The sequence below is a fragment of the Streptomyces sp. NBC_00829 genome (assembly GCF_045161795.1).
GTDB lineage: Bacteria > Actinomycetota > Actinomycetes > Streptomycetales > Streptomycetaceae > Streptomyces.
The window spans coordinates 1495103-1520530 of record NZ_CP108867.1; the positions used below are offsets into that span (position 1 = coordinate 1495103).

13 protein-coding genes and 1 pseudogene are annotated in these 25428 nt (G+C 69.8%); 6 read left to right on the forward strand and 8 right to left on the reverse strand.

The features are described from left to right. Positions 1-76 precede the first annotated feature (76 nt). Positions 77-1864, reverse strand: a complete 1788-nt coding sequence (gene gcl, locus OG293_RS06515; protein WP_405997801.1) for a glyoxylate carboligase — start codon at positions 1862-1864, stop codon at positions 77-79. A 204-nt stretch (positions 1865-2068) separates the two neighbouring features. Between gcl and OG293_RS06520 the strand changes: the two genes are divergently transcribed. Further along, a complete protein-coding gene (locus tag OG293_RS06520; RefSeq protein ID WP_405997802.1) occupies positions 2069-2788 on the forward strand; it encodes a hypothetical protein in 720 nt (239 codons plus the stop codon). Positions 2789-2899: 111 nt separating this feature from the next. On the opposite strand, the gene OG293_RS06525 is transcribed toward OG293_RS06520, so the two are convergent. Beyond that, the gene (locus OG293_RS06525; protein ID WP_405997803.1) at positions 2900-4516 is read right to left on the reverse strand and encodes an AMP-binding protein; all 1617 of its coding nucleotides are present in this window, start codon (positions 4514-4516) and stop codon (positions 2900-2902) included. Continuing rightward, the gene (locus OG293_RS06530) at positions 4513-6201 is read right to left on the reverse strand and encodes an AMP-binding protein (protein ID WP_405997804.1); all 1689 of its coding nucleotides are present in this window, start codon (positions 6199-6201) and stop codon (positions 4513-4515) included. The genes OG293_RS06525 and OG293_RS06530 overlap by 4 nt, the downstream gene beginning before the upstream one ends. A gap of 101 nt (positions 6202-6302) precedes the next feature. Between OG293_RS06530 and OG293_RS06535 the strand changes: the two genes are divergently transcribed. Both OG293_RS06535 and OG293_RS06540 read left to right on the forward strand, forming a co-directional pair. After that, positions 6303-7130 carry a response regulator transcription factor gene (locus OG293_RS06535; protein ID WP_405997805.1) on the forward strand — a complete coding sequence of 276 codons (828 nt, stop codon included), beginning with the start codon at positions 6303-6305 and terminating at the stop codon, positions 7128-7130. Positions 7131-7333: 203 nt separating this feature from the next. Beyond that, complete coding sequence (locus OG293_RS06540) at positions 7334-7978, forward strand: LysE family translocator (RefSeq protein WP_405997806.1); 645 nt, start codon at positions 7334-7336, stop codon at positions 7976-7978. Positions 7979-8173: 195 nt separating this feature from the next. On the opposite strand, the gene OG293_RS06545 is transcribed toward OG293_RS06540, so the two are convergent. Continuing rightward, positions 8174-9295 (reverse strand): winged helix DNA-binding domain-containing protein, encoded by a 1122-nt coding sequence (locus OG293_RS06545; protein ID WP_405997807.1) that lies wholly within the window; start codon positions 9293-9295, stop codon positions 8174-8176. 164 nt (positions 9296-9459) lie between these two features. Here OG293_RS06545 and OG293_RS06550 point away from each other — a divergent pair, with 164 nt between their 5' ends. After that, positions 9460-10593, forward strand: coding sequence for a magnesium and cobalt transport protein CorA (locus OG293_RS06550; protein WP_405997808.1), 1134 nt, complete (start codon positions 9460-9462; stop codon positions 10591-10593). Between the two features lie 57 nt (positions 10594-10650). On the opposite strand, the gene OG293_RS06555 is transcribed toward OG293_RS06550, so the two are convergent. From OG293_RS06555 to OG293_RS06565, 3 genes are all read right to left on the reverse strand, one after another. Then, positions 10651-11754, reverse strand: a complete 1104-nt coding sequence (locus OG293_RS06555; RefSeq protein WP_405997809.1) for a branched-chain amino acid aminotransferase — start codon at positions 11752-11754, stop codon at positions 10651-10653. 111 nt (positions 11755-11865) lie between these two features. Next, positions 11866-12882 (reverse strand): class I SAM-dependent methyltransferase, encoded by a 1017-nt coding sequence (locus OG293_RS06560; RefSeq protein WP_405997810.1) that lies wholly within the window; start codon positions 12880-12882, stop codon positions 11866-11868. 435 nt (positions 12883-13317) lie between these two features. After that, entirely contained in the window at positions 13318-22794 is a 9477-nt protein-coding gene (locus OG293_RS06565) for an amino acid adenylation domain-containing protein (protein WP_405997811.1), read from the reverse strand. 655 nt (positions 22795-23449) lie between these two features. On the opposite strand from OG293_RS06565, the pseudogene OG293_RS06570 reads away from it, so the two are divergent. Then, a pseudogene (locus tag OG293_RS06570) lies at positions 23450-23629 on the forward strand (hypothetical protein); the annotation flags it as partial. On the opposite strand, the gene OG293_RS06575 reads toward OG293_RS06570, so the two are convergent. Then, positions 23619-24419, reverse strand: coding sequence for a crotonase/enoyl-CoA hydratase family protein (locus OG293_RS06575; protein ID WP_405997812.1), 801 nt, complete (start codon positions 24417-24419; stop codon positions 23619-23621). The pseudogene OG293_RS06570 and the gene OG293_RS06575 sit on opposite strands and share 11 nt — an antisense overlap. A gap of 109 nt (positions 24420-24528) precedes the next feature. On the opposite strand from OG293_RS06575, the gene OG293_RS06580 reads away from it, so the two are divergent. Next, on the forward strand, positions 24529-25371 hold the full coding sequence (locus OG293_RS06580) for a VOC family protein (protein WP_405997813.1): 843 nt from the start codon (positions 24529-24531) through the stop codon (positions 25369-25371). Positions 25372-25428 lie beyond the last annotated feature (57 nt).

Here is a 25428-nt window from a genome sequence, read left to right on the forward strand (position 1 = left end):
TCCGGGAACACGGCGTCATGCCCCCGGTCCTCCTCATCGGAGTCCCGGGGGCATGCGCGGGTGGACGCGAAGGGTGTCAGACCTTCAGGAGCCTCACGGCCGTCGGCGCGTGACCCGGCTCCGTCGCCAGCTCCTCGAACTCGGTGACATTGCTCATGTCGACCGTCTTGCTCATCGAGATGTTGGTGACGCGCTCCAGGATGGCCTCGACGACCACCGGGACGCTGTACTCGGCGGCGAGCTTCTTGGCCTCCTCGAAGGCGGCAGCCAGCTCGTTCGGGTCGGTGACGCGGATCGCCTTGCAGCCGAGGCCCTCGACGACCTTGATGTGGTCGACGCCGTAGAGGCCGATCTCCGGGGTGTTGATGTTCTCGAACTCCAGATTGACCTGGAAGTCGATGTCCAGGCCGATCTGCGCCTGACGGATCAGGCCCAGGTAGGCGTTGTTCACCAGGACGTGGACGTACGGAATCCTGTGCTGCGCGCCGACCGCCAGCTCCTCCAGCATGAACTGGAAGTCGTAGTCGCCGGAGAGCGCGACGATCGGAGTCTGCGGGTCCGCGGTGGCGGCACCCAGCGCGGCCGGGATGGTCCAGCCGAGCGGGCCGGCCTGGCCGCAGTTGATCCAGTTGCGCGGCCTGTAGACGTGCAGCATCTGCGCGCCGGCGATCTGCGAGAGGCCGATGGTGGTGACGTAGCGCGTCTCCGGGCCGAACGCCCTGTTCATCTCCTCGTACACGCGCTGCGGCTTCATCGGGATGTCATCGAAGTGGGTACGGCGCAGCAGGGTGGCCTTGCGCTCCTGGGCGGAGGCGGCCCACTCACCGAAGTCCGGCAGCCTGCCCGCGGCCTTGAGGCCCTTCGCCACCTCGATGAACAGCTCCAGAGCGGCCTTGGCGTCGGAGGCTATGCCGTAGTCCGGGGCGAAGATCTTGCCGATCTGGGTGGGTTCGATGTCGACGTGGACGAACGTCCGGCCCTCGGTGTAGGCGTCCAGGTTGTAACCGGTGTGGCGGTTGGCCCAGCGGTTGCCGATGCCGAGGACGAAGTCCGACTCGAGGAAGGTCGCGTTGCCGTAGCGGTGCGAGGTCTGCACGCCGACCATGCCGGCGCTCAGCTCGTGGTCGTCGGGGATGGCGCCCCAGCCCATCAGGGTGGAGATGACCGGGACACCGGTGAGCTCGGCGAACTCGACAAGGAGGCCGCAGGCGTCGGCGTTGATGATGCCGCCGCCTGCGACGATCAGTGGGCGCTCGGACTCCAGCAGGAACCGGATGGCCTTCTCGGCCTGGGCGCGGGTCGCGGCGGGCTTGTAGACCGGCAGTGGCTCGTAGGTCTCGGGGGCGAACTCGATCTCGGTCTGCTGGACGTCGATCGGCAGGTCGATGAGGACCGGGCCGGGACGGCCGGAGCGCATCAGGTGGAAGGCCTGCTGGAAGACACCCGGGACCTGCGCGGCCTCAAGGACCGTGGTCGCGGCCTTGGTCACCGGCTTGGCGATCGCGGCGATGTCGACGGCCTGGAAGTCCTCCTTGTGGAGCTTGGAGACCGGGGCCTGGCCGGTGATGCAGAGGATCGGGATCGAGTCCGCGATCGCCGAGTACAGGCCGGTGATCATGTCCGTGCCCGCGGGACCCGAAGTGCCGATGCAGACCCCGATGTTGCCGGCCTTGGCACGCGTGTAGCCCTCGGCCATGTGGGAGGCGCCTTCGACATGGCGGGCGAGCGTGTGATCGATGCCGCCGCCGGCCTGGAGGGCCTTGTAGAAGGGGTTGATCGCCGCGCCCGGCACACCGAACGCGTGCGTGACGCCCTCGCGCTTGAGGATCTCAACTGCCGCTCGGGCAGCGGTCATACGAGGCATGGGGGCTCCTGCTTCGGCCGGGCGGAGTCGGGCGCTTCTGCGTCACTTCAGCATCCAATTCCGCATTGCGGAAGTATTGTTCTGCTATACGGAAGTAATCTAGGCCGCGCTCCGTGCGTCGTCAAGGGATGGCCGAAGTCGCTCCCCAAGGCATCCCACTTGGTGGACGATGGACGGCAGTACGAATGGAAAGGGGGATCAGCGGTGGCCGAGACCGTGCCGGTGCGCTGTCCGTCCTGCCGCCGCGACCATCTGTTCGCATCGCCGGTCTATCCCTGCGCGTGCGGAGCACCGCTCGCCCCGCCCCTGCTGCACGCCCCGCCCGAGCCGATCACGCACCGCACCTGGACCGGCGACTGGGTGACGGTCCGCTGCCGGACCTGCGGCCGTCAGGACCACTGGCCGCAGCCCGAGCTCGGCTGCCCCTGCGGCACGGTACTGCGCATCCCCGTACGGCCGGTGACCGCGCACGGCGAACCCACCACGGGGTTCTTCTCGACGCGCCCCTCGCACATCCCGCTGCCGCGCACCGCGACCGTGCCGCGACCGTCCTTCCGCCCGGTCACGATCCGCACCGCGCACGACGCCGTGACCGCCGCGGCGCGCTATCTGAAGTGGCTGGGCTTCCGGGACGTGGTCCAGCCCGAGGTACGGCCCTCCTCGGGAATCGATCTGCGCGGACCGGGCCTCGTCGCCCAGGTCGACCCCTCCACCCGCCCCGCCAGCCTGCGCGACGTCGAGTGTCTGTGGCTGAACGGGCTGACCACCTCGGCGGCGAGCGTCTTCTTCTCCCTCGCGGGATACGCGGACGACGCCCGGTCCCGCGCGGACGACCTGGGCATCCCCCTCTTCGTCATGGACCTCACGGGCAGCCCTCAGCCGGTGAACGCACCGGCCGACGAACTCATCTCCACCGGCGCCTGAGCTGTCCGTCAGCCCGGAACCCGGGAGTCGGCTCCGGCTGCCGCGCCTGAGCCACCGGATCCTCGGAGCCACCCAGTCCCCACCGGTTCCTGGGGCCTCGCCGGTCAGGCCCTAACTCCCCGTCCCGGGGCCGAACCTGCTGCGCAGCTCCACCTTTCTGACCTTGCCGCTCACCGTCATCGGGAACTCGGAGAGGATCTCCAGCCTGCGCGGGATCTTGTAGTGCGCAAGCCGCTCCCGGCAGTACGCGGTGATGTCCTCCAGGGTCGGCGGATCCGCCGGGTCGCGCGGGATGACGCAGGCCAGGATCTCCTCGCCGTAGCGCTCGTCGGGAACCCCGACCACCTGGACGTCCGTGATCCCTGGATGGCTGTGGAGAAACTCCTCGACCTCCCGCGGATACACGTTCTCACCACCCCTGATGATCATGTCCTTGATCCGGCCGACGATCTGGACGTATCCGTCCTCGCGCATCACGGCCAGGTCGCCGGTGTGCATCCACCGTCCCGCGTCGATCGCTTCGGCGGTCTTCTCCGGCTCGTCCCAGTAGCCCACCATCACGCTGTAGCCGCGGGTGCACAGCTCGCCCGCCGCGCCGCGCGGCAGTGTCACGCCGCTGACCGGATCGAGGACCTTCACCTCGACGTGGGGCAGCACCCGGCCGACCGTGCCGGTGCGCCGCTCCAGATCGTCGTCCCTGCGCGTCTGCGTGGAGACGGGCGATGTCTCCGTCATGCCGTAGCAGATCGAGACCTCGGCCATGTTCATCTCGGCGACGACACGCTTCATCACCTCCACCGGGCACGGCGAGCCCGCCATGATGCCGGTGCGCAGGGTGGACAGGTCGTACGAGGCGAAGTCCGGGAGGTTCAGCTCGGCGATGAACATCGTAGGGACGCCGTAGAGCGACGTGCAGCCCTCATCGGCGACCGCGCGGAGGGTGGCAGCCGGGTCGAACGAAGGCGCCGGGATGACCATGCAGGCGCCGTGCGAGGTCGCCGCGAGGTTGCCCATCACCATGCCGAAGCAGTGGTAGAAGGGCACGGGGATGCAGATCCGGTCGGCCTCGGTGTACGCGATCGACTCGCCCACGAAATAGCCGTTGTTGAGGATGTTGTGGTGGGAGAGGGTGGCGCCCTTGGGGAAGCCGGTGGTGCCCGAGGTGTACTGAATGTTGACCGGGACGTCGCAGGACAACTCCCCTTCACAGGCTGCCAGTTGTTCGTCCGTGACGGTTGCCGACGCGTCCAGCAGGACGTCCCAGGAGCCGTCCTCGATGTAGTGGACGGCCCGCAGCTCGGGGCAGTTGGGCCGCGCCTGCTCCACCAGCGCGCGGTAGTCGCTGCTCTTGTGCCGCTGAGAGGCGCAGAGCACCGAGATCCCGGCCTGCTTCAGCACGTATTCGAGCTCGTGCGCGCGGTAGGCCGGGTTGATGTTGACCATGATCGCGCCGATCCGGGCGGTCGCGTACTGCACGAGTACCCACTCCGCGCAGTTGACCGCCCAGATGCCGACCCGGTCGCCCGTGGCGACGCCGCTCCCGAGGAATCCGCGTGCGAGCCGGTTCACCGCCGCGCCGAATTCGGCGTATGTCCAGCGGGTGCCCGCGCCCACGTCGACCAGTGCGTCGCGGTCCGGCCAGGCGGCGACGGCCCGGTCGAGGTTGCGCCCGATGGTGTCGCCGAGCAGGGCGGTCGTGCCCGTGCCGTGCGCGTACGACAGCGTCATCGCAGGTCCCCCTCGGCGTACTCGGCCGACGAGCCCTCGGCCGTACGCTCGCGCAGCTCGACCCGGCGGATCTTGCCGGAGACGGTCTTGGGCAGTTCCGCGAACTCCAGCCGGCGGATGCGCTTGTACGGGGCGAGGACGGAGCGCGAGTGCTCGAAGAGCAGCTTCGCCGTGTCCGGGCCCGGCTCCCAGCCCTGCGCGAGCACGATGTACGCCTTCGGCACCGCGAGCCGCACCGGGTCCGGCGCCGGGACGACCGCCGCCTCCGCCACCGCTTCGTGCTCCAGCAGCGCGCTCTCCAGCTCGAACGGCGAGATCTTGTAGTCGGACGCCTTGAAGACCTCGTCGGAGCGGCCGACGAAGGTGATGTAGCCGTCGGCGTCGCGCGCGCCGATGTCGCCGGTGCGGTAGAAGCCGTCGGCCATCGCCTCGGCCGTACGCTCCGGGTCCCCGTGGTACCCGGTCATCAGCCCGACCGGGTCGAAGGACAGGTCCAGCGAGATCTCGCCCTCGTCCGCGCCCGGCTCGCCGGTCACCGGGTCGAGGAGCACGACCCGGTAGCCGGGGCTCGGGCGTCCCATCGACCCGGCCTTGAGGAGCTGGCCGGGACTGTTGGAGACCTGGACGGCCGTCTCCGTCTGACCGAAGCCGTCCCGGATGGTCACCCCCCATTCGCGCCGTACGGTCTCGATGACCTCGGGGTTGAGCGGCTCTCCAGCGGCCACGACCTCGCGCGGGGGCGTGCGCAGCAGAGCGAGATCCTCCTGGATCAGCATCCGCCAGACCGTGGGCGGCGCGCAGAAGCTGGTGACGCCCGCGCGGTCCATCTCCGCCATCAGCCGGGTGGCGTCGAAGCGTGCGTAGTTGTGGATGAAGACGGTCGCCTCGGCGTTCCAGGGCGCGAAGAGATTGGACCAGGCGTGCTTGGCCCAGCCCGGCGAGGAGATGTTGAGATGCACATCGCCGGGCTTGAGCCCGATCCAGTACATCGTCGCCAGATGACCGACGGGATACGAGGCATGGGTGTGCTCGACCAGCTTGGGGCGGGCGGTCGTGCCGGAGGTGAAGTAGAGCAGCAGCGGGTCGTCGGCGCGGGTGACGCCGTCGGGTTCGAACCCGGCGGGTGCGGAGAAGGCGTCGTCGAAGTCGAGCCAGCCGGACGCGAGTTCCTCGCCGGGCGCCTTGACCGCGATCCGGGTGTAGTCACCTGGTACCTCGGCGAATTTTCCGGTGTCCTCCCCGCGCACGATGACATGTGCGGCGCGTCCGCGGTCGATCCGGTCCCGGAGGTCCAGGGGGCCGAGCAGCGGTGTGGCGGGGATGACGACCGCACGGAGCTTCATCGCGGCGAGGGCGGTCATCCACAGCTCCTGCTGGTTGCCCAGCATCACCAGGATGCGGTCACCTGCCCGCACGCCCTGTTCGCGCAGCCAGTTGGCGACCTCGTCCGACCGCAGGGACATCTCGCCGTACGAGAGGGTGATCTCGCGGCCGTCCTCCTCCACGATGTGCAGGGCGGTCCTGCCGTTGCCCTCGGCGATGACGTCGAACCAGTCCAGCGCCCAGTTGAAACGCTCGGGCCGGGGCCACGCGAAGCCCTCGTACGCCGTCGCGTAGTCGTCCCGGTGCCGCAGCAGGAAGTCCCGGGCTGCCCGGAAGCTCTCCGTTGCGCTGTCTGACGTCATGTGTCCTCCTCGTTGCGGGACGGCCTACTGACATCGTGTAATCAGTGCCCCAGGTCTCACTACCCCCGTACGGGGGTGACCCAGCACGAAGAGAGGACGCGGTGCCCGAGTCGGCCGATGTGGTGGAGATGCGAGCGGCGCTGCTGCGACTGCGGCGGACGACCGGGCTGACCGTCGCCTTCGGCGGGCTGCTGCGGGACGCGCGGCAGCTGCGGATCGCCGAACTCAGCGGGGCGGCGACGGGCGCCCTGCGCGGTCTCGCGATCAGCGCGGGCAACGGCCTCGGCGGGAAGTCCATCGCCCTGTCGCGGCCGTGTGCGGTGACCGATTACCCCTCGGCGCGCCACATCAGCCACGAGTACGACGCGGCGGTCGCGGCGGAGGGCCTGCGCTCGGTGCTGGCGGTGCCGGTCGTCGTACGGCGCAAGGTGCGGGGCGTGCTGTACGGCGCTCTGCGTGAGCCGTCGGCGCTCGGCGAGCGGATCTTCGACGCCGCTGTGGCCGCCGCGCGCGATGTGGAGCAGGCACTGGTCGTACGGGACGAGGTACAGCGACTGCTGGTGGCTTCGCGCGAGCCGGTGGCGGGACCGGAGGCGTGGGAGGAGGTCCGTGAGGCGCACGGTGAGCTGCGCGCGCTGGCACCGCGGATCGTCGACGAGGGCCTGCGGCGGGATCTGCTGGCGGTCTGCGGGCGCCTGGCCACCGCGGCGGGCGGGACGCCCCGGCCGCGTACGGTCACGCTCGCGCCGCGGGAACTGGATGTTCTGGCGTGCGTGGCGGCGGGCTCAACGAACGCGTCGGCGGCGGAGAGGCTCGGGGTGAAGCCGGAGACGGTGAAGGGGTACCTTCGGGCGGCGATGCGGAAGCTGGGGGCGCACACACGGCTGGAGGCGGTGGTGTCGGCCCGCCGCGCGGGCCTGCTGCCATGACCCGCATACCGCCGTCACCGCCTACCGCCAAATGCCCCGTCCGCCGCCGTCACCGCCTACCGCCGTGACCCGCATGCCGCCATGACCCGCCCGCCGCCCGGCCGGATAGCCGCGCCGCCACCTCCCCACTCCCCACCGGGCTCAATGCGGTGCCCGGCCGCACGCCCCTGGGCGGCAGGCCGGCCATCAGGTTGAATGAGCGAATGGTGTCCACCGACCGTTTGCTCGCCTTCGCCGCCATGTCCCTTCTGGTGATCGTGATCCCGGGGCCGAGCGTGCTCTTCGTGATCGGCCGGGCGCTCGCCCACGGCCGCCGTACCGCCGTGGCCACGGCCCTCGGCAATGTCGTCGGCTCGTACGCCCTGGTGGTGGCCGTCGCGCTGGGTGTCGGCACGCTGGTGGAGCGCTCGGCGTCGGTGTTCCTGGCGGTGAAGCTGGCCGGGGCCGCCTATCTGGTCTTTCTCGGGGTACAGGCGTTCCGGCACCGCAAGGAGATGAAGGTCTCGGACATGTCCGCCCCGGCGGGACCTGCGCGCGGCGATGCGCGCACGGTGCTCGACGGCATCCTCGTGGGCGTCACCAACCCCAAGGGCATCGTCTTCTTCGCCGCGGTACTTCCGCAGTTCGTGGACCACTCGGCGGGGCACCTGCCCGCGCAGATGCTGCTGCTCGGCCTGGTCCCGATCTCGATCGGCCTGGTCACGGACACCCTCTGGGGGCTGGGCGCCGCGGCGGCGCGAACCTGGTTCGCCCGCTCGGAACGCCGGCTGTCGATGGTGGGCGGCGCGGGCGGATTCGCGATGATCGGGCTGGGTGTGACGGTCGCCGCGACGGGACGCGCGGACTGACCCGTCCCACGGCCGGGACGCACCGTCAGGGATGCGTCAAACACCGGGTGCCGGCGGTCAGCAGGGCATCAGGGCATCAGGCCGCGCTGACGGTCCCGCGGGCGGGCGAAGCTTCTGCGGGTCCCGCGGTACGCGGTGAACCGGGGCTCGCACGGCGCGTCCGCGTATCCGCCGGACTGTGACCGCCCGTGACCGCTACTCGGTGAAGGTCCCGAAGCGGATGTCGTGGGCGGTGGCCGGGGAAAAGATGCTGAGCATCCGCGCACCCTCCTCGGCCAGCTCGCCGCGCTGCGCGCGGGTCAGCTCCCCGAAAGGCTGCACCGTCACAACGGCCTCCTCCTTGGTCTCGGCCAGCCGCCAGATCCCGGCGAGGAACCCGTCGACGAGGAAGGTGGAGTAGGCCTGATTGCCTTTCCACGTGCGTACCTTGTACGCCTCGGGCACCACGCGGGCACGGTCGCCGTGCGAGAGCAGCAGATTGTCGAACTCGGGCAGGAACCGGGGCGGCGCGGGGGTGTCGGCGTCGGGACGGGGAGCGTCGGGGAGGTCGAACAGCTCGACGCCCCGCTCGTCCTGGAAGACGGCGAGAGCGGGCCGCAGCCGTTCGAAGACCTCCCTCATCCGGGTCAGCCCGGACCAGGTCTGCATGTCCTTCACGGAAGCGGGCCCGAAGGCGGTCAGGTAGCGCAGCACCGTCTCGTCAGGGGCGGCCACGGGCTCGGCCTCCCGGCCGAACCAGTGCTCGGCGGTGGTCAGGGTGACCTGGCCGCTCCTTCCCCAGAGACCACGCGGGGTGACCTGCACCAGTGGAAGCAGACAGCGGGCCGCGACGGAGAGCGCGAACGGATCGGCGTCCGGCCAGTCCTTCAGGAGCGCCTCCCGCAGCTCCTTCATCGTCCTGGGCTGCTCCTCGACCAGCTCACGCGCGAGGACCCGGAGCCTTTCGAGATCGACTCCGGCCAGCCCGGTCCGGAACATCCTGAGCTCCCGGTCGCGCGCGGCCTGGACCAGCGGGCGGAGGGTCAGACAGTCCTCGGCGGTGTGCGTGTGGATGGTGGAGCGCATGGTGACCAGGCGTCCGACCTCGCGCGACGCCATGAGCGCGGAGAGCTCCTCGGGGTCGAAGCCGTCGAGCCGGGCGGCGAGGGCGTAGTACGGCGGCTTGACGTTCTGCGCCTGGAGGCCGACGAGATGCTCGACGGCACCCTTGACGGACATGTCCGCCCCGGGGGCGCGGCGCAGCAGAAGCTGACGTTCCAGGGTGGCGCGGTTCAGGGCGCGGTTGCCGAGTACGGGACGGGTCGTCTTCGAGGCCATGCCCACACGTTACCCACGCTTGCGGACAGCTCCTGTCCGCAATGCTCAAGCCATCCTCGTCACCCCGTCATGCCGGGGCAATTCGACCCGGATATCCTGCTCCGTGGCCGTACCGGCGCACACGAAGAAGGCAACGATCCCCGAGGTAGGAGGTGAACGACGCGATGCCACTGTCCCCGAGGAGAAACCAATGGCGCCGCCGCCTCCTTCCTCCCGCGAGCCCCCCGCCGGCCGCTCCTTCGCCGGCTCCCGACGCTCCCCCTGTGCACAAGGACCAGGGCAGTGTCGTCCAGGCCGCCCTCTACCGCGACGGCCGGCGCGTCTCCACGCCCGACTCGCTCGCCCAGACCTTCCGCCAGCTGCGCGAGTACCCCGACGGCATGGCATGGATCGGCCTGCACCGTCCCACCGAGGCTGAAGTCCTGTCACTGGCCGAGGAGTTCGACCTCCACGAGCTCGCCGTCGAGGACGCGCTGGAGGCCCACCAGCGCCCGAAGCTCGAACGCTACGGCGACACGCTTTTCGTGGTGCTGCGCGCCGCCCGCTATCTCGACGCCCAGGAGGAGGTCGAATTCGGCGAGCTGCACGTCTTCGTCGGCAGGGACTTCCTGATCACGGTCCGCCACGGCGCGGCACCGGACCTGTCGGCGGTGCGCCGCCGGATGGAGAAGACCCCCGAACTGCTGGCACTGGGCCCGGAGGCGGTGCTGTACGCGATCCTGGACGCGGTGGTGGACGGCTACGCCCCGGTCGTGTCCGGTGTGCAGAACGACATCGACGAGATCGAGACCCAGGTCTTCGGCGGTGACCCGGCGGTGTCCCGCCGTATCTACGAACTCGCACGCGAAATGGTCGAGTTCCAGCGAGCCACCCGCCCCCTGGTCGGCATGCTGCACGCCCTGATGGCGGGCTTCGCCAAGTACGGCACGGACGAGGAGCTCCAGCGCTATCTTCGCGACGTCGCGGACCATGTCACGCACACGAGCGAACGCGTGGACGGCTTCCGCCAGGCACTGGCGGACATCCTCACGGTGAACGCGACGCTCGTGACGCAGCAGCAGAACGAAGAGATGCGGGCGATGGCGGAGGCCGGCTTCGAGCAGAACGAGGAGATCAAGAAGATCTCCTCGTGGGCCGCCATCCTCTTTGCACCCACGCTCGTGGGAACCATCTACGGCATGAACTTCGAGACGATGCCGGAACTGAAGTGGGCGGCGGGGTATCCCTTCGCGATCCTGCTGATGGCGGTGGTTTGCGTCAGTCTGTACTTCATCTTCAAGCGCCGGGACTGGCTCTGAGTCACGTGGAGCGACCCGGGCAACCGGTGTTGATGCATTTCCGCGGTCGAGGACATCTCAGTCGACCGGGAACAGCCATCGACGGGCATCGGCGGATTCGTCGTGCTGCACCTCCGACAGCCGCCGCGCCAACCGCATGGTGACCTCGCCGGGCTTACCGTCCCGTACCTGCCAGGAGCCGGTCGTGGAGCGGACTTGACCCACCGGGCTGATACCGGCCGCGGTGCCGCAGGCGAAGACCTCGGTCAGCGCTCCGCTGGCGCAGTCGGCCCGCCACCGGTCCACCGAGATGGGGGCCTCGACCGTGTCCATGCCGAGATCGGCGGCCAGCGTGAGCACCGAATCCCGTGTGACACCGGGCAGGATGGTGCCGGACAGCGGCGGGGTCAGCAGCCGAGGCCGCACCCCACCGCCGTAAACGAAGAAGACGTTCATCCCGCCCATTTCCTCGACCCAGCTGTGTTCGGCGGAGTCCAGCCACACCACCTGATCGCATCCGTGCTCAGCGGCCTGCGCCTGGGCCGGGTAGGTGGCCGCGTAGTTGCCGGCGTACTTCGCCGCACCGGTTCCACCCGGCGCGGCCCGGGTGTACTCGTCGGTCAGCCAGACCCGGACCGGCCGAGGTTCTCGGCCGAAGAATCCTTCAGTGACAAAGGCAATGACCAGCAACTGGTACTCGGTGGCCGGCCGCAGCGCGAGCTTCGGCTCCGAGGCGAACAGGATCGGGCGCAGGTACAGGCTGACGTTCGGATCGTTGGGCAGCCACTCCCGGTCCTGCCTGGTCAGTTCGGCCACCGCCGAGACGAACATCGACTCCGGCAGTTCGGGCATGTGCAGCCGGCGTGCGGAGGCCCGGAAGCGGCGCGCGTACTCGTCCGGGCGGAAGATTCCCAGGCCGCCCCGCACCGTCCGAAACGCCTTCAGGCCCTCGAACACCACCTGGCCGTAATGCAGGCCGACCATCGCCGGGTCCATCGGAAGCGGGCCGTAGGGAACCAGTTCGGCTTCGTGCCAGCCGCTCGCGGTCGACCAACGCATGCGCACCATGTGCTCGGTGAACGCGCCCCCGAAGGCGAGGTGCGCCAGCCGCGCGGTGCGCTCAGCGGCGGACAGCCTGGTCGCCGCGGGTCTCAACTGCACAGTCACGGGCGCTGGTTCCATGCTGTCCTCCTGCCGAACTGCCGGATCGGGCTCAGACCATCGGAGCGAAGAAGAAGTCCTGCCGGACAGCTGACCCGGGTGTGGGGCAGGTGACCCCGCACCCGGTGCGGGTCAGTGCTTCTTCGCGATGAACAGCCGGCCCGTGGGGAACCGGTGCGGCAGGCACCGGACGTCCGAGAACCCCGCCGCCAGCAGCTTGTCGGTCCACTCCTGCTCGTTGAGCAGCCGCCGACGCATGAACTGCTGGTGGTAGTACGTCACGATCGCACTGAACCGGCGCTCCCTCGGGTCGGGCACGTAGGGCACCGCCTCCGTGATCGCCATCATGCCGCCCGGCCGCAACGCGTCCCGGCAGCTGGCCAGGGTCCGGTCGGCGACGTCCTCCTCTTCGGGCATCATGTCGTGGAAGACGAACCCGGCGTGCACCACGTCGGCGTCCTTCACCGGCGTCGGGTCGGTGGCCACCGACTGGATCGCCCGCTCGTACACGGTGATCCGGTCGGCCACCCCCGCTCGCTCGGCCGCCAGCTCCGCTTCCCGGCACGCCTCGCCGTCCAGGTCGAGCGCCACGGCCGTGGTGTCCTTCAGGGTCAGCATGATCTCGATGAGCAGCCGGGCGGTGCCCGCGCCGAGGTCGACCACATGCGACGGACCGGCATCGAGGATGGTCCGCAGCGCCACGGGATAGAAGCCGAACGAGCCCATCCACTGCGAGCTCACGGCGACCTGCCGGCCGTCGCGGCTGTGCCGCTTGCCGGCGGCCACGTTGTCGGTGAGGAACTCCACTGCGTTCTCTATGAATGGCCGGTTCGCGTTGAGCGCCCAGGACAGGTAACCGGACTCGTACAGGATCTGGTCGAAGTCCGCCGCCACCTGGTACGTCCCGGCCGACTCGACCACCAGCGCCGCCGAGGTCAGAGCCTCCAGGTAGTTCGCCACACCCTGCCTCGGCAGCCCGGTGGCCGACACCAGGTGCTCGATGTCGACCTGCCGGCCTTTCTCGATGTGGGGCAGCAACCCGATCCGGTCGCCGATCTCCAGCAGCGCCGCCGCTCCCGCGACGTCCGCTGCCGTCTCGCGAGCAACTGCCGCGGCGGTGGCGGTCGCCGGGTTCTGTATCGTTGTCATCTGCCGTGTTCCTTTCAGTAATTTCTCGATCGCTGCCTGAATTTCTCGATCACTGCCGCCTGACGATGAAAATCCAGCCGTACGTGTCGGGCGTATGACCACGGCACAGATCGACGAACATTTCTCGGAGTTGCCGGGTCCGCCGTGTATCACGGATCCGGCGTGACGGTCACGCCCGTGCCGCATGCGAATACCTCGGCCATGGAGCCGTCCGCGCACACGGTGCACGGAACACCGAACGCGTCAGCGAGAATGCGGCGGAGGAGCAGAACCATTCGGATTCCCGGGCAACCAGCCGCAGCCTTCGATTTCCCTCGCAGATCCAGGTATCCAGATCCTCAACCCGTCATGCCAATTGTTGGCGCGCCCCCGCCAGGTTCGCCAACCGAATGACAGAAGTTGGCAAGAGGTCGAAAAGGAACGGCGGGGGGTCGGTCACCGGTGCCGCGCCTCCCGGAGCATGCGGTTGATGACTCGGCTGATCTCGGCCGCGTTCCGCGGCCAGTACATCTCGTTGTGAGCGCAGGCGATGTCGACGCGCTGGACCCGGCCGTCGACGTACCGGTGCCACAGCACGTCCATCTCCGCATCGAGTTGGCGCTTGTCGTGGGTCTCCGGGTCGAGGAGCGCGTTGAAGAAGACGACATCACCACGGTACCGCGGTGATGTGTAGCGCCGCATCTGCTCCAGGTGCTCGATGAAGATCGACGAAGCGGTGCTGACCAGGAACTCGTACTCCTCCATTCCCCTGAGGTGCCCCATGTAGTTGACGAGGAACATGCGCACCATGTCCTCGTCGAGGAGCTCAAGGTCGGAGAAGTGACTGGCGGGTGCTGAGTCCAGCAGCGCGAGGAGCGCCACCTCCTCTCCGCGGCGCTGCAGCTCCGCGGCCATCGCGTGGGCCAGGGTGCCCCCGAAGGACCAGCCGAGCAGGTAGTACGGGCCACACGGCTGGACGTCCTGCACCTGCCGCACGTAGTCCTCGACCATGTCCTCGATGGAGGCCGACCGGGGCGTGGTTCCGTCGAAGCCGCGCGCCTGGATACCGTAGAGCGGCCAGGACTGGTCGATGTGCCGCCCGAAGCTCAGGTAGGGCCAGCTCAGGCCTCCACCGGGGTGCAGCCACCACAGCGGGGGATTCTTCCCCTCGGTGCGGATCGGCAGCAGGGCGGCGAACGGGTCTTCGAAGTTCACCTGTGTGTCCGCGGACAGCTGCTCCGCCAGCTCGGCCACCGTGGGGTACTGGAACACCGTCCGGATCGGGACGTCCACGCCCAGCTTCTCGTGGATCTGCCAGACGAGGCGGGTCAGCCGCAGGGAGTGGCCGCCGCAGGCGAAGAAGTCGTCGTCGATCCCGATCCGGTCCAGGCCCAGCACCTCGGCGAACAACCCGGCCAGTGCCTCCTCGCGCGGTGTGCGCGGGGCGCGGTACGCACCGCCGGCCGGGTCGGGGTCGGGCAGTGCGGCACGGTCCACCTTCCCGTTCTTGGTGAGCGGCAGCCGGTCGAGGAGCATGATCTCGCTCGGCATCATGAACGCGGGCAGTTCGCGTGTCAGTTCCTCGCGCAGCAGCGACGGCAGCCGGGACGCACGGCCGGAGACCGCGGGCGAGTTGACGAGCCGCCCGAACGGCGTCCGCGCGGGTCGGTAGACGCCGTCGCAGACGGGGGCGTCGCCGTCGGGCAGCACGACCGCCTCGAAGTGCTCCGCCGCCTGTGCCGACCAGGTGCAGTACACCGCCAGCCCCTGTGCGGCGCCCCATGCCTCCAGCTCGGCCGGGTCGAGCGCGCCCCGGTCGTCGATCGGGCCACCCCACTCGCCCGCCTCGGTGACCAGCCTGGCGTTCGGCACCCGGGTGAGGCGGATCTGGCCGTGCCGCGCAAGCACGGGCGCCACGTCGGACAGCTGGTGGACATCGCTTCCCCAGGTCACCACCGGCAGGTCCGCGAGGTCCAGGGCCCGGCCAGGTCCCTTGTGCAGCACGACCTCGTAGCGGTGGCGGGTCAGCTCGTTGTGGTGGGTGCCCTGCTTGAGGCGGATGTCGGTGGCGACCACGTCCGGATGCACATCGGCCCACTGTGTGAAGTAGTCCGGATCGATGACCAGTTCCTTCTCGTCCAAGAGCGCGCGCGACACCGCGGCCTGCACGGCGGCGGCCCGGTCGTCCGGGCGTCGCGAACGGTGGACCGCGGCGCTGAACGACCTCTGGGTGCGGTAGTTGCGGACGTCACCGATCACCAGGCGTCCGCCGGGCGCGAGCCGGTCCATCGCGATGTCGAGCACCCGGGTGAGGTAGTCGGCGTCCGGGAAGTACGACACGACCGAGTTGAGGATCACCGTGTCGAAGTGCGCCGCGGGAATGTCGCCTGCCTCGTCGGCGGGCTGGCAGCGCAGGGTCACCCGGTTCGACAGCCGCCGGTCGGCGCCGACTTGAGCGCTCAGCCGCTCGATGACGGGGGCGGAGAAGTCGATGCCCCAGTACTCCGCCACCTCCGTCGCCAGCGGTCCCAGCAGCAGGCCCGAGCCGACACCGATCTCCAGCACTCGCTGCGGGCGCAGGGCGCGCACCCGCCCCACCATGGCATCGCGCCAGGCCCGCATCTCGGGCAGCGGGATGGCCTGACCGGTGTACGAGCTGTTCCACCCGGTGAAGTCGTCGCCGACTCCCCCCAGGTCCACCTCGGTCCCGCCATACACGCCGTCGTAGATCTCGCGCCACTCCCCGACCTGCTCGACGGCCTCGTGGTCGGACGACCCCGACGCGCCGGGCACCACGTAGGCGACCAGGCTGCGTTCACCGAGCCGGTCCTCGCGGCTGACCACGACCGCCTGTGCCACGCCCTCGCGCCTGCGCAGCGCCGCCTCGACCTCCCCCGGCTCCACGCGGAAGCCGCGGATCTTGATCTGGTCGTCCACCCGGCCCACGTATTCCAGGTGCCCGGCGGAGCTCCAGCGCACCAGGTCACCGGTGCGGTACATCCGCGCACCAGACAACCCGAACGGGTCGGCGACAAACCGCTGACCGGTCAGGCCCGGACGGCCCGCGTACCCGCGAGCCACTCCGTCGCCCCCGATGTACAGCTCACCGACCACGCCGGGCGGCACCGGCCGGAGGCGCTCGTCCAAGGCACGCAGCATGGTGCCCTGCATGGGGCCACCGATCGGCACCGGATCGGTGCAGTCGTCAACCGAGGTCAACCGGTGCCGGGCGGCGAATGCCGTGGTCTCCGTCGGCCCGTACCCGTTCACCACGGTGAGACCAGGCCAGGCACCGAGAATCCGGCGGACGGCGGCGGGCGGCATGACTTCACCGCCCGCCCACACCTCGGCGACGCCCGTGAAGCACTCCGGGTGCTGCTCCACCATCGCGGCGAACAGGCCCGTGGGCAGGCACAGCCCGGTCACCCCCCGCTCGACGATGGCACGGGCCAGTTCCGCGGTGTCCAACTGACCGGCGGATGCCACCACAGCGGTGCCGCCGCCGAGCAGCGGCACCCACAGCTCCCACGTGGACGCGTCGAACGTCTGCGCCGAGTGGACCAGGACACGGCGAAACGCATCGCCCGCCCAGCAGTCGTCGAGTGCGAGGTCGATCACGTTCCGGTGGGTCACCTCGACGCCCTTGGGCTGGCCGGTGGAGCCGGATGTGTACATCACATATGCGGTGCTCTGCTCCCCGACGCCGTCGGCCTCGGGCGGCGAGTCCGGACACCCGTCGAGGTTCTCGTCGGCGAGGGTGTCGTCCACGGTGACGGTGGGGGCGAGGTCGGCGAGCATGAAGTCGATACGCTCGGACGGGTAGCCGGGGTCGACCGGCACATACGCGGCTCCGGTCTTCAGCACCCCGAGGATGGTCGCGACCAGCAGCGGTGAGCGTTCGAGCAGGAGCGCCACCCGGGTGTGCGGGCGGGCGCCGCGTGCGCGGAGGTGGTGGGCGATGCGGTTGGACCAGCGGTCCAGTTCGGCGTAGGTCCAGCTGAGCGTGCCGTCCGCGCAGACCAGCGCGGTCGCGTCCGGGGTCACGGCGGCCGTGGCGGCGAACCGCTGGTGGACGGTACCGGACACGGACCGGGCGTCCCCGCGGCCCTGACCGCCCCACCGGGTCAGCGCCGCGCGCTCACCGTCCGCGAGGATGTCCACGGCCCCTATGGGCGTGTCCGGCGCTGCGACCACCCGGCGCAGGAAGTCCAGCCAGCGGTCGAGCAGCGCGGTGATCGTGCCGGCGTCGAACAACTCCGTCGCGTACTCCACGAACCCTGAGATCCGGGAACGCCCGTCATCGTCGTCGTCCCGTTCGCCGAGATTGATGGACAGGTCGAAATGCGAGACACCCGGGCTGAAGAACTCCTCGGACACGCTCAGGCCCGGCAGGGCGAACTCCGCTCGCGTGTTGTTCTGCAGTGCCAGGCACACCTGGAAGAGCGAGTGGTGCGCGGTCGACCGCACCGGGTTCAGGACCTCGACCAGGTGCTCGAACGGGATGTCCTGGTGATCGTAGGCGGCGAGGCTGGTCTCCCGTACCCGGCCGACGAGTTCGGCGAATCCGGGGTCGCCGGAGGTGTCCGCCCGCAGCACCCAGGTGTTGACGAAGAAGCCGACCAATGCATTCAGCGCCTCGTCGGTGCGTCCGGCGATGGGCGAACCGATCGGCACGTCCGTGCCCACACCCAGCCTGGTGAACATCGCCGCGAGCCCGGCGTGGAGCACCATCGACACGGTGGCACCGGTCTCCCGGGCCAACCGCCGGATACCTTCGGTGAGTTGGTCGTCGAATTCGAGCGGAACCTGGTCGCCGGCGAAGGACGCCACCGCGGGCCGTGACCGGTCGGCTGGCAGCTCTACGGTCTCCGGCAGATCGGCCAGCTGGGCCGTCCAGTAGTCCAGCTGACGCCGGTACAGGCTGCCCGGGTCCTCGCTGTTCCCCAGCAGGTCCCGTTGCCACAGGGCGTAGTCCGCGTACTGCACCGCAAGCGGCTCCCACACCGGCGGCAGGCCGTCACGGCGGGCCTCGTACGCTGTGATGAGGTCCTTCGCCAACGGGAGGGCCGACCAACCATCGGACGCGATGTGGTGCGCGCCGATCAGGAACACCGACTCACGCTCGCTGATCCGGAACAACCACGCACGGATCGGGATCTCGGTTGCCAGGTCGAACGGCAGGCGCGCCGCCTCACGCAGGGCAGCCGGAACTTCGGCCTCGGTGACCTCACGTTCCTGCCAGGGCACCTGGATCGCGGTCGGGGGGAGGATCTGCTGGTACGGCTGCCCCGCCTCCTCACCGAAAACGGTGCGCAGCGACTCGTGCCGCACCACGACGTCACGCAGGGCTCGGCGGAGCGCCGCCGCGTCGAGGTCACCGCGCATCCGCAGGGCCAGCGAGACGTTGTAGGTCGCCGACGGCCCCTCGAACCGGTGGATGAACCACAGCCGCTGCTGCGCGAAGGAGACCGGCAGCCGCTCGGGCCTGACCTGAGGGACCAGGGGCGGGCGGACAGTGCTCACGGTCGTCAGGTGAGCCGCCAGCTCGGCGACCGTGGGCGCCTGGAAGACGACCCGGATCGGGATCTCCACACCGTGCGCAGCGCGAATACGGCTGACCAGTTTGGTCGCCAGCAGCGAGTGGCCCCCGACGGTGAAGAAGTTGTCGTCCACCCCGACCCGGTCCAGGCCCAGCACCGCGGCGAACAACGCGCACAGTGACTCCTCCTCCGGTGTGGATGGGGCCCGGCCACCACTGCCTGCCGTGTAGTCCGGGACCGGCAGCGCGCGCCGGTCCGGCTTGCCGTTGTCCGTCAACGGCACACCGCCGATCGGCACGATCACGGCCGGCACCATGTACTCGGGCAGGACGTCCCGCAGGTACCCGCGAAGAGCGGGCAGCAGCGCGGCAATGCCGCTCGCGACCGCAGGGTCGTTGACCAGCGCCCGGTCCCCTTGCCCGGGCACGTACGTTCCGGTCAGGACCCGGCCGGCCACCAGGCCGTCCCGGAAGACGAGCACATCAAGCTGGTCGACCGCAGTCGCCGACCACGTCACCACCGCGTCCCAGCCATGCCGCTCGGCCCACAAACGGATCGCGGACGGGTCGAGCGATGGCGCCTGCGGCGCGGCGGAGTCCTCCTGGCCCAGTTCACGTGCCGCCGCGACCTCGTCGGTCAGGCGCGCATTCGGGACACCGGTGATCCGCACGACTGTTTCGTCCTGGCCGCCCACCTCATCGGCGAGGCGGTCGAGGTCTGCGTCCCATGCGATGGCGGGGACGGCGTCCAGGGGCAGCACGTCGCCGGGTTCCATGGTGCCCGGCTTGTGCAGCACGACCTCGTACCGGTGCCGGGTGAGCTCGTTGTGGTGGATGCCGTCCTTGACCCGGACATCGACACCCGCTCCCCCCGCCCGCTCCGACCAGCGCAGGAACCACTCGGGATCGACCACCAGTTCCTTCTCCAGCAGCACCGCCTGCTCCACCGCACCGCGCAGCACCGCCGGCTCCGTACCCGGGTGCCTCGCCCGCTGGACCGCGACCTGCAACACCCGCAACGAGCCCGCCCGCCGGACATCGCCCAGGACAATCCGGCCACCCGGCGCGAGCAGTTCCCACACCCCGTCCAGGACCCGCTCAAGGTAGTGCTCGTTCGGGAAGTACTGCACTACCGAGTTGAGCACCACAGTGTCGAACCCGCCCCGGGGAAGTCCGCACAGGTCGTCGGCGGCCTGGCAGCGCAGCTCGACCCGGTCGGACAGACCCGCCCCCCTCACCTGGTCCCGCAACCGCTCGATCACCGACGAGGAGAAATCGGTGGCCCAGTACTCCTCCACCCGGCCCGCCACACGCGCGAGCAGCAGACCCGAACCGACACCGACCTCAAGCACACGCCGGGGTGACCAGCACAGAACTCCCTCCACCGCGGCGTCCCGCCACGCATGCATCTCCTCCAACGGGATCGGCTCACCCGTGCAGGAGCTGTTCCAGCCGGTGAAGTCCTCACCGAACTCAACGCCGCCGGCGTCCAGATACGCCTGATCGTAAACCTCCAGCCACTGCCCGACCCGCTCGTCCGCCCCACCCCCGGTCCCCAAGACCCCGGCATCCGCAACAACGTAGGCGACCAGCCGCAGATCACCTGGCTGGTCCTCCCGCGCGGTGACAACCGCCTGCCGCACAGCCGGATGACGGACCAGAACATGCTCGACCTCACCGGGTTCGACACGGAACCCCCGCAACTTCACCTGGTGATCCGCACGGCCGAGGAAACAGATGTTCCCGTCCGGGAAGAAACAGGCACGGTCCCCCGTCCGGTAGAGCCGGTCACCCTCCCGCCCACTGAACGGATCAACGACGAAGCGTTCCGCTGTCAGCCCGGGCCGGCCGGCATAACCGGTACACAGACACTCCCCACCGATGTACAGATCACCCTCAACACCAACCGGACACGGCTCCAAATCCCCGTCGAGCACGTAATAACGCGCATTGTCGACAGGACGGCCATACGGAATACTCCGCCACCCCGGATCCACCTCACGAACACGGAAATAGTTCGACCACACCGTCGCCTCAGTCGCCCCGCCGAGACTGACAACCTCCGCTCCCCGGAACACCCTGCGCACCTCATCCGGCAAAGCCAACGGCGTGTAGTCACCGGAAAGAAACACCAGACGAAGATGATGAGCTCCCTCCCACTCGTCCTGCCGGGACAGCAGCGAGGCCACCTGGTTGAGCGTGGTCGGCACCGAGTCCCAGAACGTGACCGGCTCGGTGAGCAGCACATCGAGCAGCAGGCCGGGATCGCGCTGCTCGGCATCGTCAGCGATGTAGAGGCCGCCACCACAGCCCAGGAGACCGAAGATGTCGAAGACCGAGAGGTCGAAGCCCAGCGAGGTGACGCACAGGCCGACATCCTCGGGCCCGAAGCCGAAGGTGCGGTAGCACCAGTTGAGCAGGTTGTGCACCGGCCGATGGGTCACCACCACGCCCTTGGGCTTTCCGGTGCTCCCGGAGGTGAAGATGACGTACGCGGTGTTGTCCGGCCCGGCGACCGGCTCCGGATTGCCCTCAGCGCGAGAGGGGGGAGACACCTCGGGCCCCGCCACCTCGACGAGCTCGACACCGGCCGGAACCGCCCAGTGTTCGGTGTCCGGCGTGGACAGCACGATGCCCGCCCCCGCGTCAGCGAGCATGCCGGCCACGCGCTCGGCCGGCAACGACGGTTCCAGAGGCAGATACGCCCCGCCCGCCTTCAGCACACCGAACACCGCAGCGATCATGACCGGACCACGGGGAACACCGACTCCGACCACCGTCTCCGCGCCGACGCCACGCTCCTTCAGATCCCACGCGATCCGGTTCGCCCGCCTGTTCAACTCGCCGTAGGTCATGGTTCCCCCGGCCCACCGCAACGCGACCGCCTCCGGCCGCCGCCCGGCCTGCTCCTCGAACAGCAGGTGAACCGGCCCAGGACACGGGAACTCGCGGGCCGTGTCATTCCACTCGACCAGAATCCTGTGGCGCTCATCCGCGCCAAGCAGGACTCCGCCGACCTCGGGCGGCGCGGCCGCGCTGTCGTGCTCCTTCTGCGCATCGGCCGGCACGTCGACCGCGCCGACGGCGATCCCCGGATCGGCGACCGCCTGCTCCACCACCGCTACGAACCGGGCCGCGATCCCCTCCACCGTCGAACGGTCGAAGAGATCGACGGCATACTCGATCTCCCCCACGACCGACCCGTCGGACTCGTCCGGCGCCAGATTGAAAAACAGATCGAACTTCGCCGTGCCGGTCGGGATGGGCTCCATCGACACCATCACACCCGGCATGTCCAACTCCGGCGCCGCATTGTTCTGCCACGCAAGCACCACCTGGAACAAGGGGTGATGTGCCGTCGACCGCTCCGGCCGCAGCAATTCGAGCAGCGCTTCGAACGGGACGTCCTGGTTCTCGTACGCCGCGAGCGCCTTCTGCCGGACCTGCTCCAGCACCGACTCGAACGACGACTCCGAGGCCAGCCGGACGCGCAGCACCCACGAGTTGACGAAGAACCCCACCAGATCGTTCAGCGCCTCATCGGTGCGCCCCGCGATCGGTGATCCGACCGTCACGTCGTCACCACTGCCCATCCGGTGCAGCAACACCACCAGCGCGGCCTGCAACACCATCGACACCGTCGCACCGCGAGCCCGCGCCATCTCTTCGACCCGCGTCCGCACCTCGGTCGAGAGGCCGATCTCCACCGACCCGCCCCGGTTGCTCGCCACCGCGGGCCGGGGCCGGTCCAGCGACAGCGGCAACGGCTTGGACACCCCGGCGAGTTCCTCGCGCCAGTACGCCGCCTGGATCGACAGGAGGCTCTCCGGGTCTGCCAGGTCCCCCAGCTCCTCCCGCTGCCACAGCGCGTAGTCCGCGTACTGCACCGGCAGTTCCGTCCATTCCGGCTCACGACCGGCCACCCGCGCGCGGTACGCCACGGACACGTCCCGCGCCAACGGCGCCAACGACCCACCGTCACCGGCGATATGGTGAATCACCAGCACCAGCAGGAACTCTTCGTCACCGCTCTGGACGAGGCTTCCCCGCAGCGGTACGTCGGCCGACAGGTCGAACCAGCTACTGGTGACGGAGGAGATCACACCAGGCACCCGCTCAGGAGCCACCCGGCCCCAGTCCTTCCAGGGCAGATCGACCTCGGCCGGGTTGAGGATGCGCTGGAACGGCTCGCCGTCCACGTCACCGAACACCGTCCGAAGGACCTCGTGGCGCGCCATCACGTCCTGGAACGCCGCGCGTAACGCAGCCGTGTCGAGCGCTCCGGTGAACCGAAGGAGCAGCGGGATGTTGTACGTCGAGGAAGGACCCTCGAAGCGGTTGATGAACCAGATGCGACGCTGCGCGTACGACAGGGGAATCATTTCCTCGTTCACCTTTCGATCATCGTGCGCAGTGGAACGGCTCCCACGCCGCGAGGTTCCGGGTGACCAGCCTCGGCCGGTCGTCGCCCGGCGGAAGTTCACCGCCAGAGCGCCTGCTTCCGCCATGGCCACTCTCGGCGCCGAGGTGAAGAGGGGGAACGCCCAGGTCGCCTTCGACGCTCCACAGCGACACCACGCTGTTCGGTCGGTCCGGTGCGAACTCCTGCGCAAGCCACATAGCCTCCTGCGCGGCCGTAACGCCGATCCACCCCATCCAGGCATCCCCCCGCAGACGTGGTATCCAGATCACCGGGGCACTCATCGCACCCAATCGTTAGGGCGACTCGGGGGATTGGCCACTCAGGTGAAAGAAGTTGGTCAGAGATCAAGGGACAGCGAAGGAATCTGCCTGAAGGCGTGGCGCTCAGCCGCTCGGATCGGTTGAGCCGGACTCCTCGGGTTCGGAAACCGGTGCCACCGCGGACGCTCACCGAGACACACCCGCGACCCGGCCTGCGGCATGCACCACACATCCCCCTGTCGGGGCAGTGCTCTTGAGCGGACGATCGGGCGGGTTGCCGCACCGATGCTGTCCGAGTTCCGCTGCGACGGCATCGGGCAACCGACCTAGGGCGAGGCACTGCCTGCCGTGGGGCAGTCCGCGCCCGGCGCGGCGCTGGAGCGGCAGTTGCGGCCCCTCGCCGACGATCTCGTCAGCCACGTCATCGAGGACTGCGGCCACATCATTGCGCTGGACCGGCCCGAGACCCTGCTCGCGTTGCTGAAGCCTTTCCTCGCCGCCGACCTGGACGTTCCGCGGCAGCGGGGGCAGCGCGTCAGTCCTTGAACGAGCCGTGTCGGCCGGCCCCGCGCGCAAAACGCTCGGCGCCGGCCCCGGTCTCCCCCGCGGTGAGCGGGACCATGCCGTGCCGGTACTCGGCGGCCAGCGCCTCCGGCTCGCTCAGACCGTGCTGTTCGCGGGCCGAGAGCCGGTCGTGGCGCAGACACAACTGGGGGAACGCGGCGATCTCGTGGGCCAGTTCCTCGGCCGCCCTGCGCGCGTCACCGGCCGGGACGAGCCGGTTGGCGAGCCCGATGTCGTACGCCTCACGGGCCGGGACGGGGCGTCCCGTGAGGATCATGTCCATCGCCCGGCTCTCGCCGATCAGGCGCGGCAGGCGCACGGTGCCGCCGTCCACCAGGGGCACGCCCCAGCGGCGGCAGAAGACGCCGAAGACCGCGTCCTCCTCGACGACGCGCAGATCGCACCAGATCGCCAGCTCCAGGCCGCCGGCCACCGCGTGTCCGGACACCGCGGCGACGACCGGCTTGCTCAGCCTCATCCGGGTGGGGCCCATGGGTCCGTCGCCCCGGGCCCGCACCATGTTGCCGCGTTCGGTGCCGATGCCCTTGAGATCGGCTCCGGCGCAGAAGGTGCCGCCCTCGCCCCACAGCACGGCGACGGCCGCGTCCTCGTCGGCCTCGAACCGGCGGAAGGCGTCCGCGAGCCGGGCGGCCGTCGGACCGTCGACGGCGTTGCGGACCTCGGGCCGGGCGAGGATCACCGTGAAAACGGGACCGTCGCGTTCGATCCGTACCGTGGGCTTCTCACTCCCTGCCGCGGGCTTCTCGCTCATTCGTCCGCCCTCCCCGAGGTGGTCACGCAAGCTCCGGCGCAGGATCCTACGCGGCCGGGTCACAGGGCAGGGCTCGCGATGAGTCCCGCGTCGCGACAGGATGGAGGCGATGGACAGGAATTCGACAGCTGGTACCCCGGGCGTCACATCGAGTCACGAGGTCTTCGGCGCACCCTGCTGGATCACGCTGATGACACGCGACCTGGCGGCAGCCCGGTCCTTCTACGGCGCGGTCCTCGGCTGGCAGTTCCGGCGTGCCCGCCTGGGCGACGAGTTCCGGCTCGCGCTCTTCGAGGGCACGCCCGTCGCCGGTATCGGCGCTCTCGGCCCCGCTCTGCCCGTCCCGGTCGCCTGGACGCCCTACTTCGCCGTCGCCGATGTCGACGAGACCGCCGCGCGGATCCTGGAGCGCAGCGCCACCGTCGCCGTGGGCCCGCTCCGCTTCCCCGTGGGCCGCGGGGCCCTGGCCGCGGACCGTGACGGCGCCGTCTTCGGCATCTGGGAGGGGCAGCTCGTCTCGGACTGGCAGGCCTGGCGCAAGAACGCGCCGGCCTGGCTGCGGCTGCGGACCCGGGACGCCTTCGACGCGGCGATCTTCTACGGCGAGGTCCTGGAGTGGGCCTGCGATCGGCCCGGCTGCTGCCAGGTCGACTACCGGGAGGGCGAGGTCGTCCTGCACCAGCACGGCCAGATCCTCGCCCGGCTCAGCTCCGGCGCGGTCGACACGGCACCCGACCCGCTGGTCCGGCCGCGGTGGCACGTCCACTTCCCGGTGGCCGACGTCGAGGCCACGGTCGAGGCAGCGCTGCGCCACGGCGGCTCGGTCCTCGGGCGGGGGCCGACCGCCCATGGCGAGGAGGCGGTGCTGCGCGATCCCGACGGCGCGCTGTTCACCGTGACCAGCAGACCTTCCTCAGGCACCGGCCCGAGCGCGCCATGGGCACCGGCCTGAGCGCGCCATGGGCAGGCCTGAACGGCCCACGGCACATCACTGAGCGCCGGGGGCGCC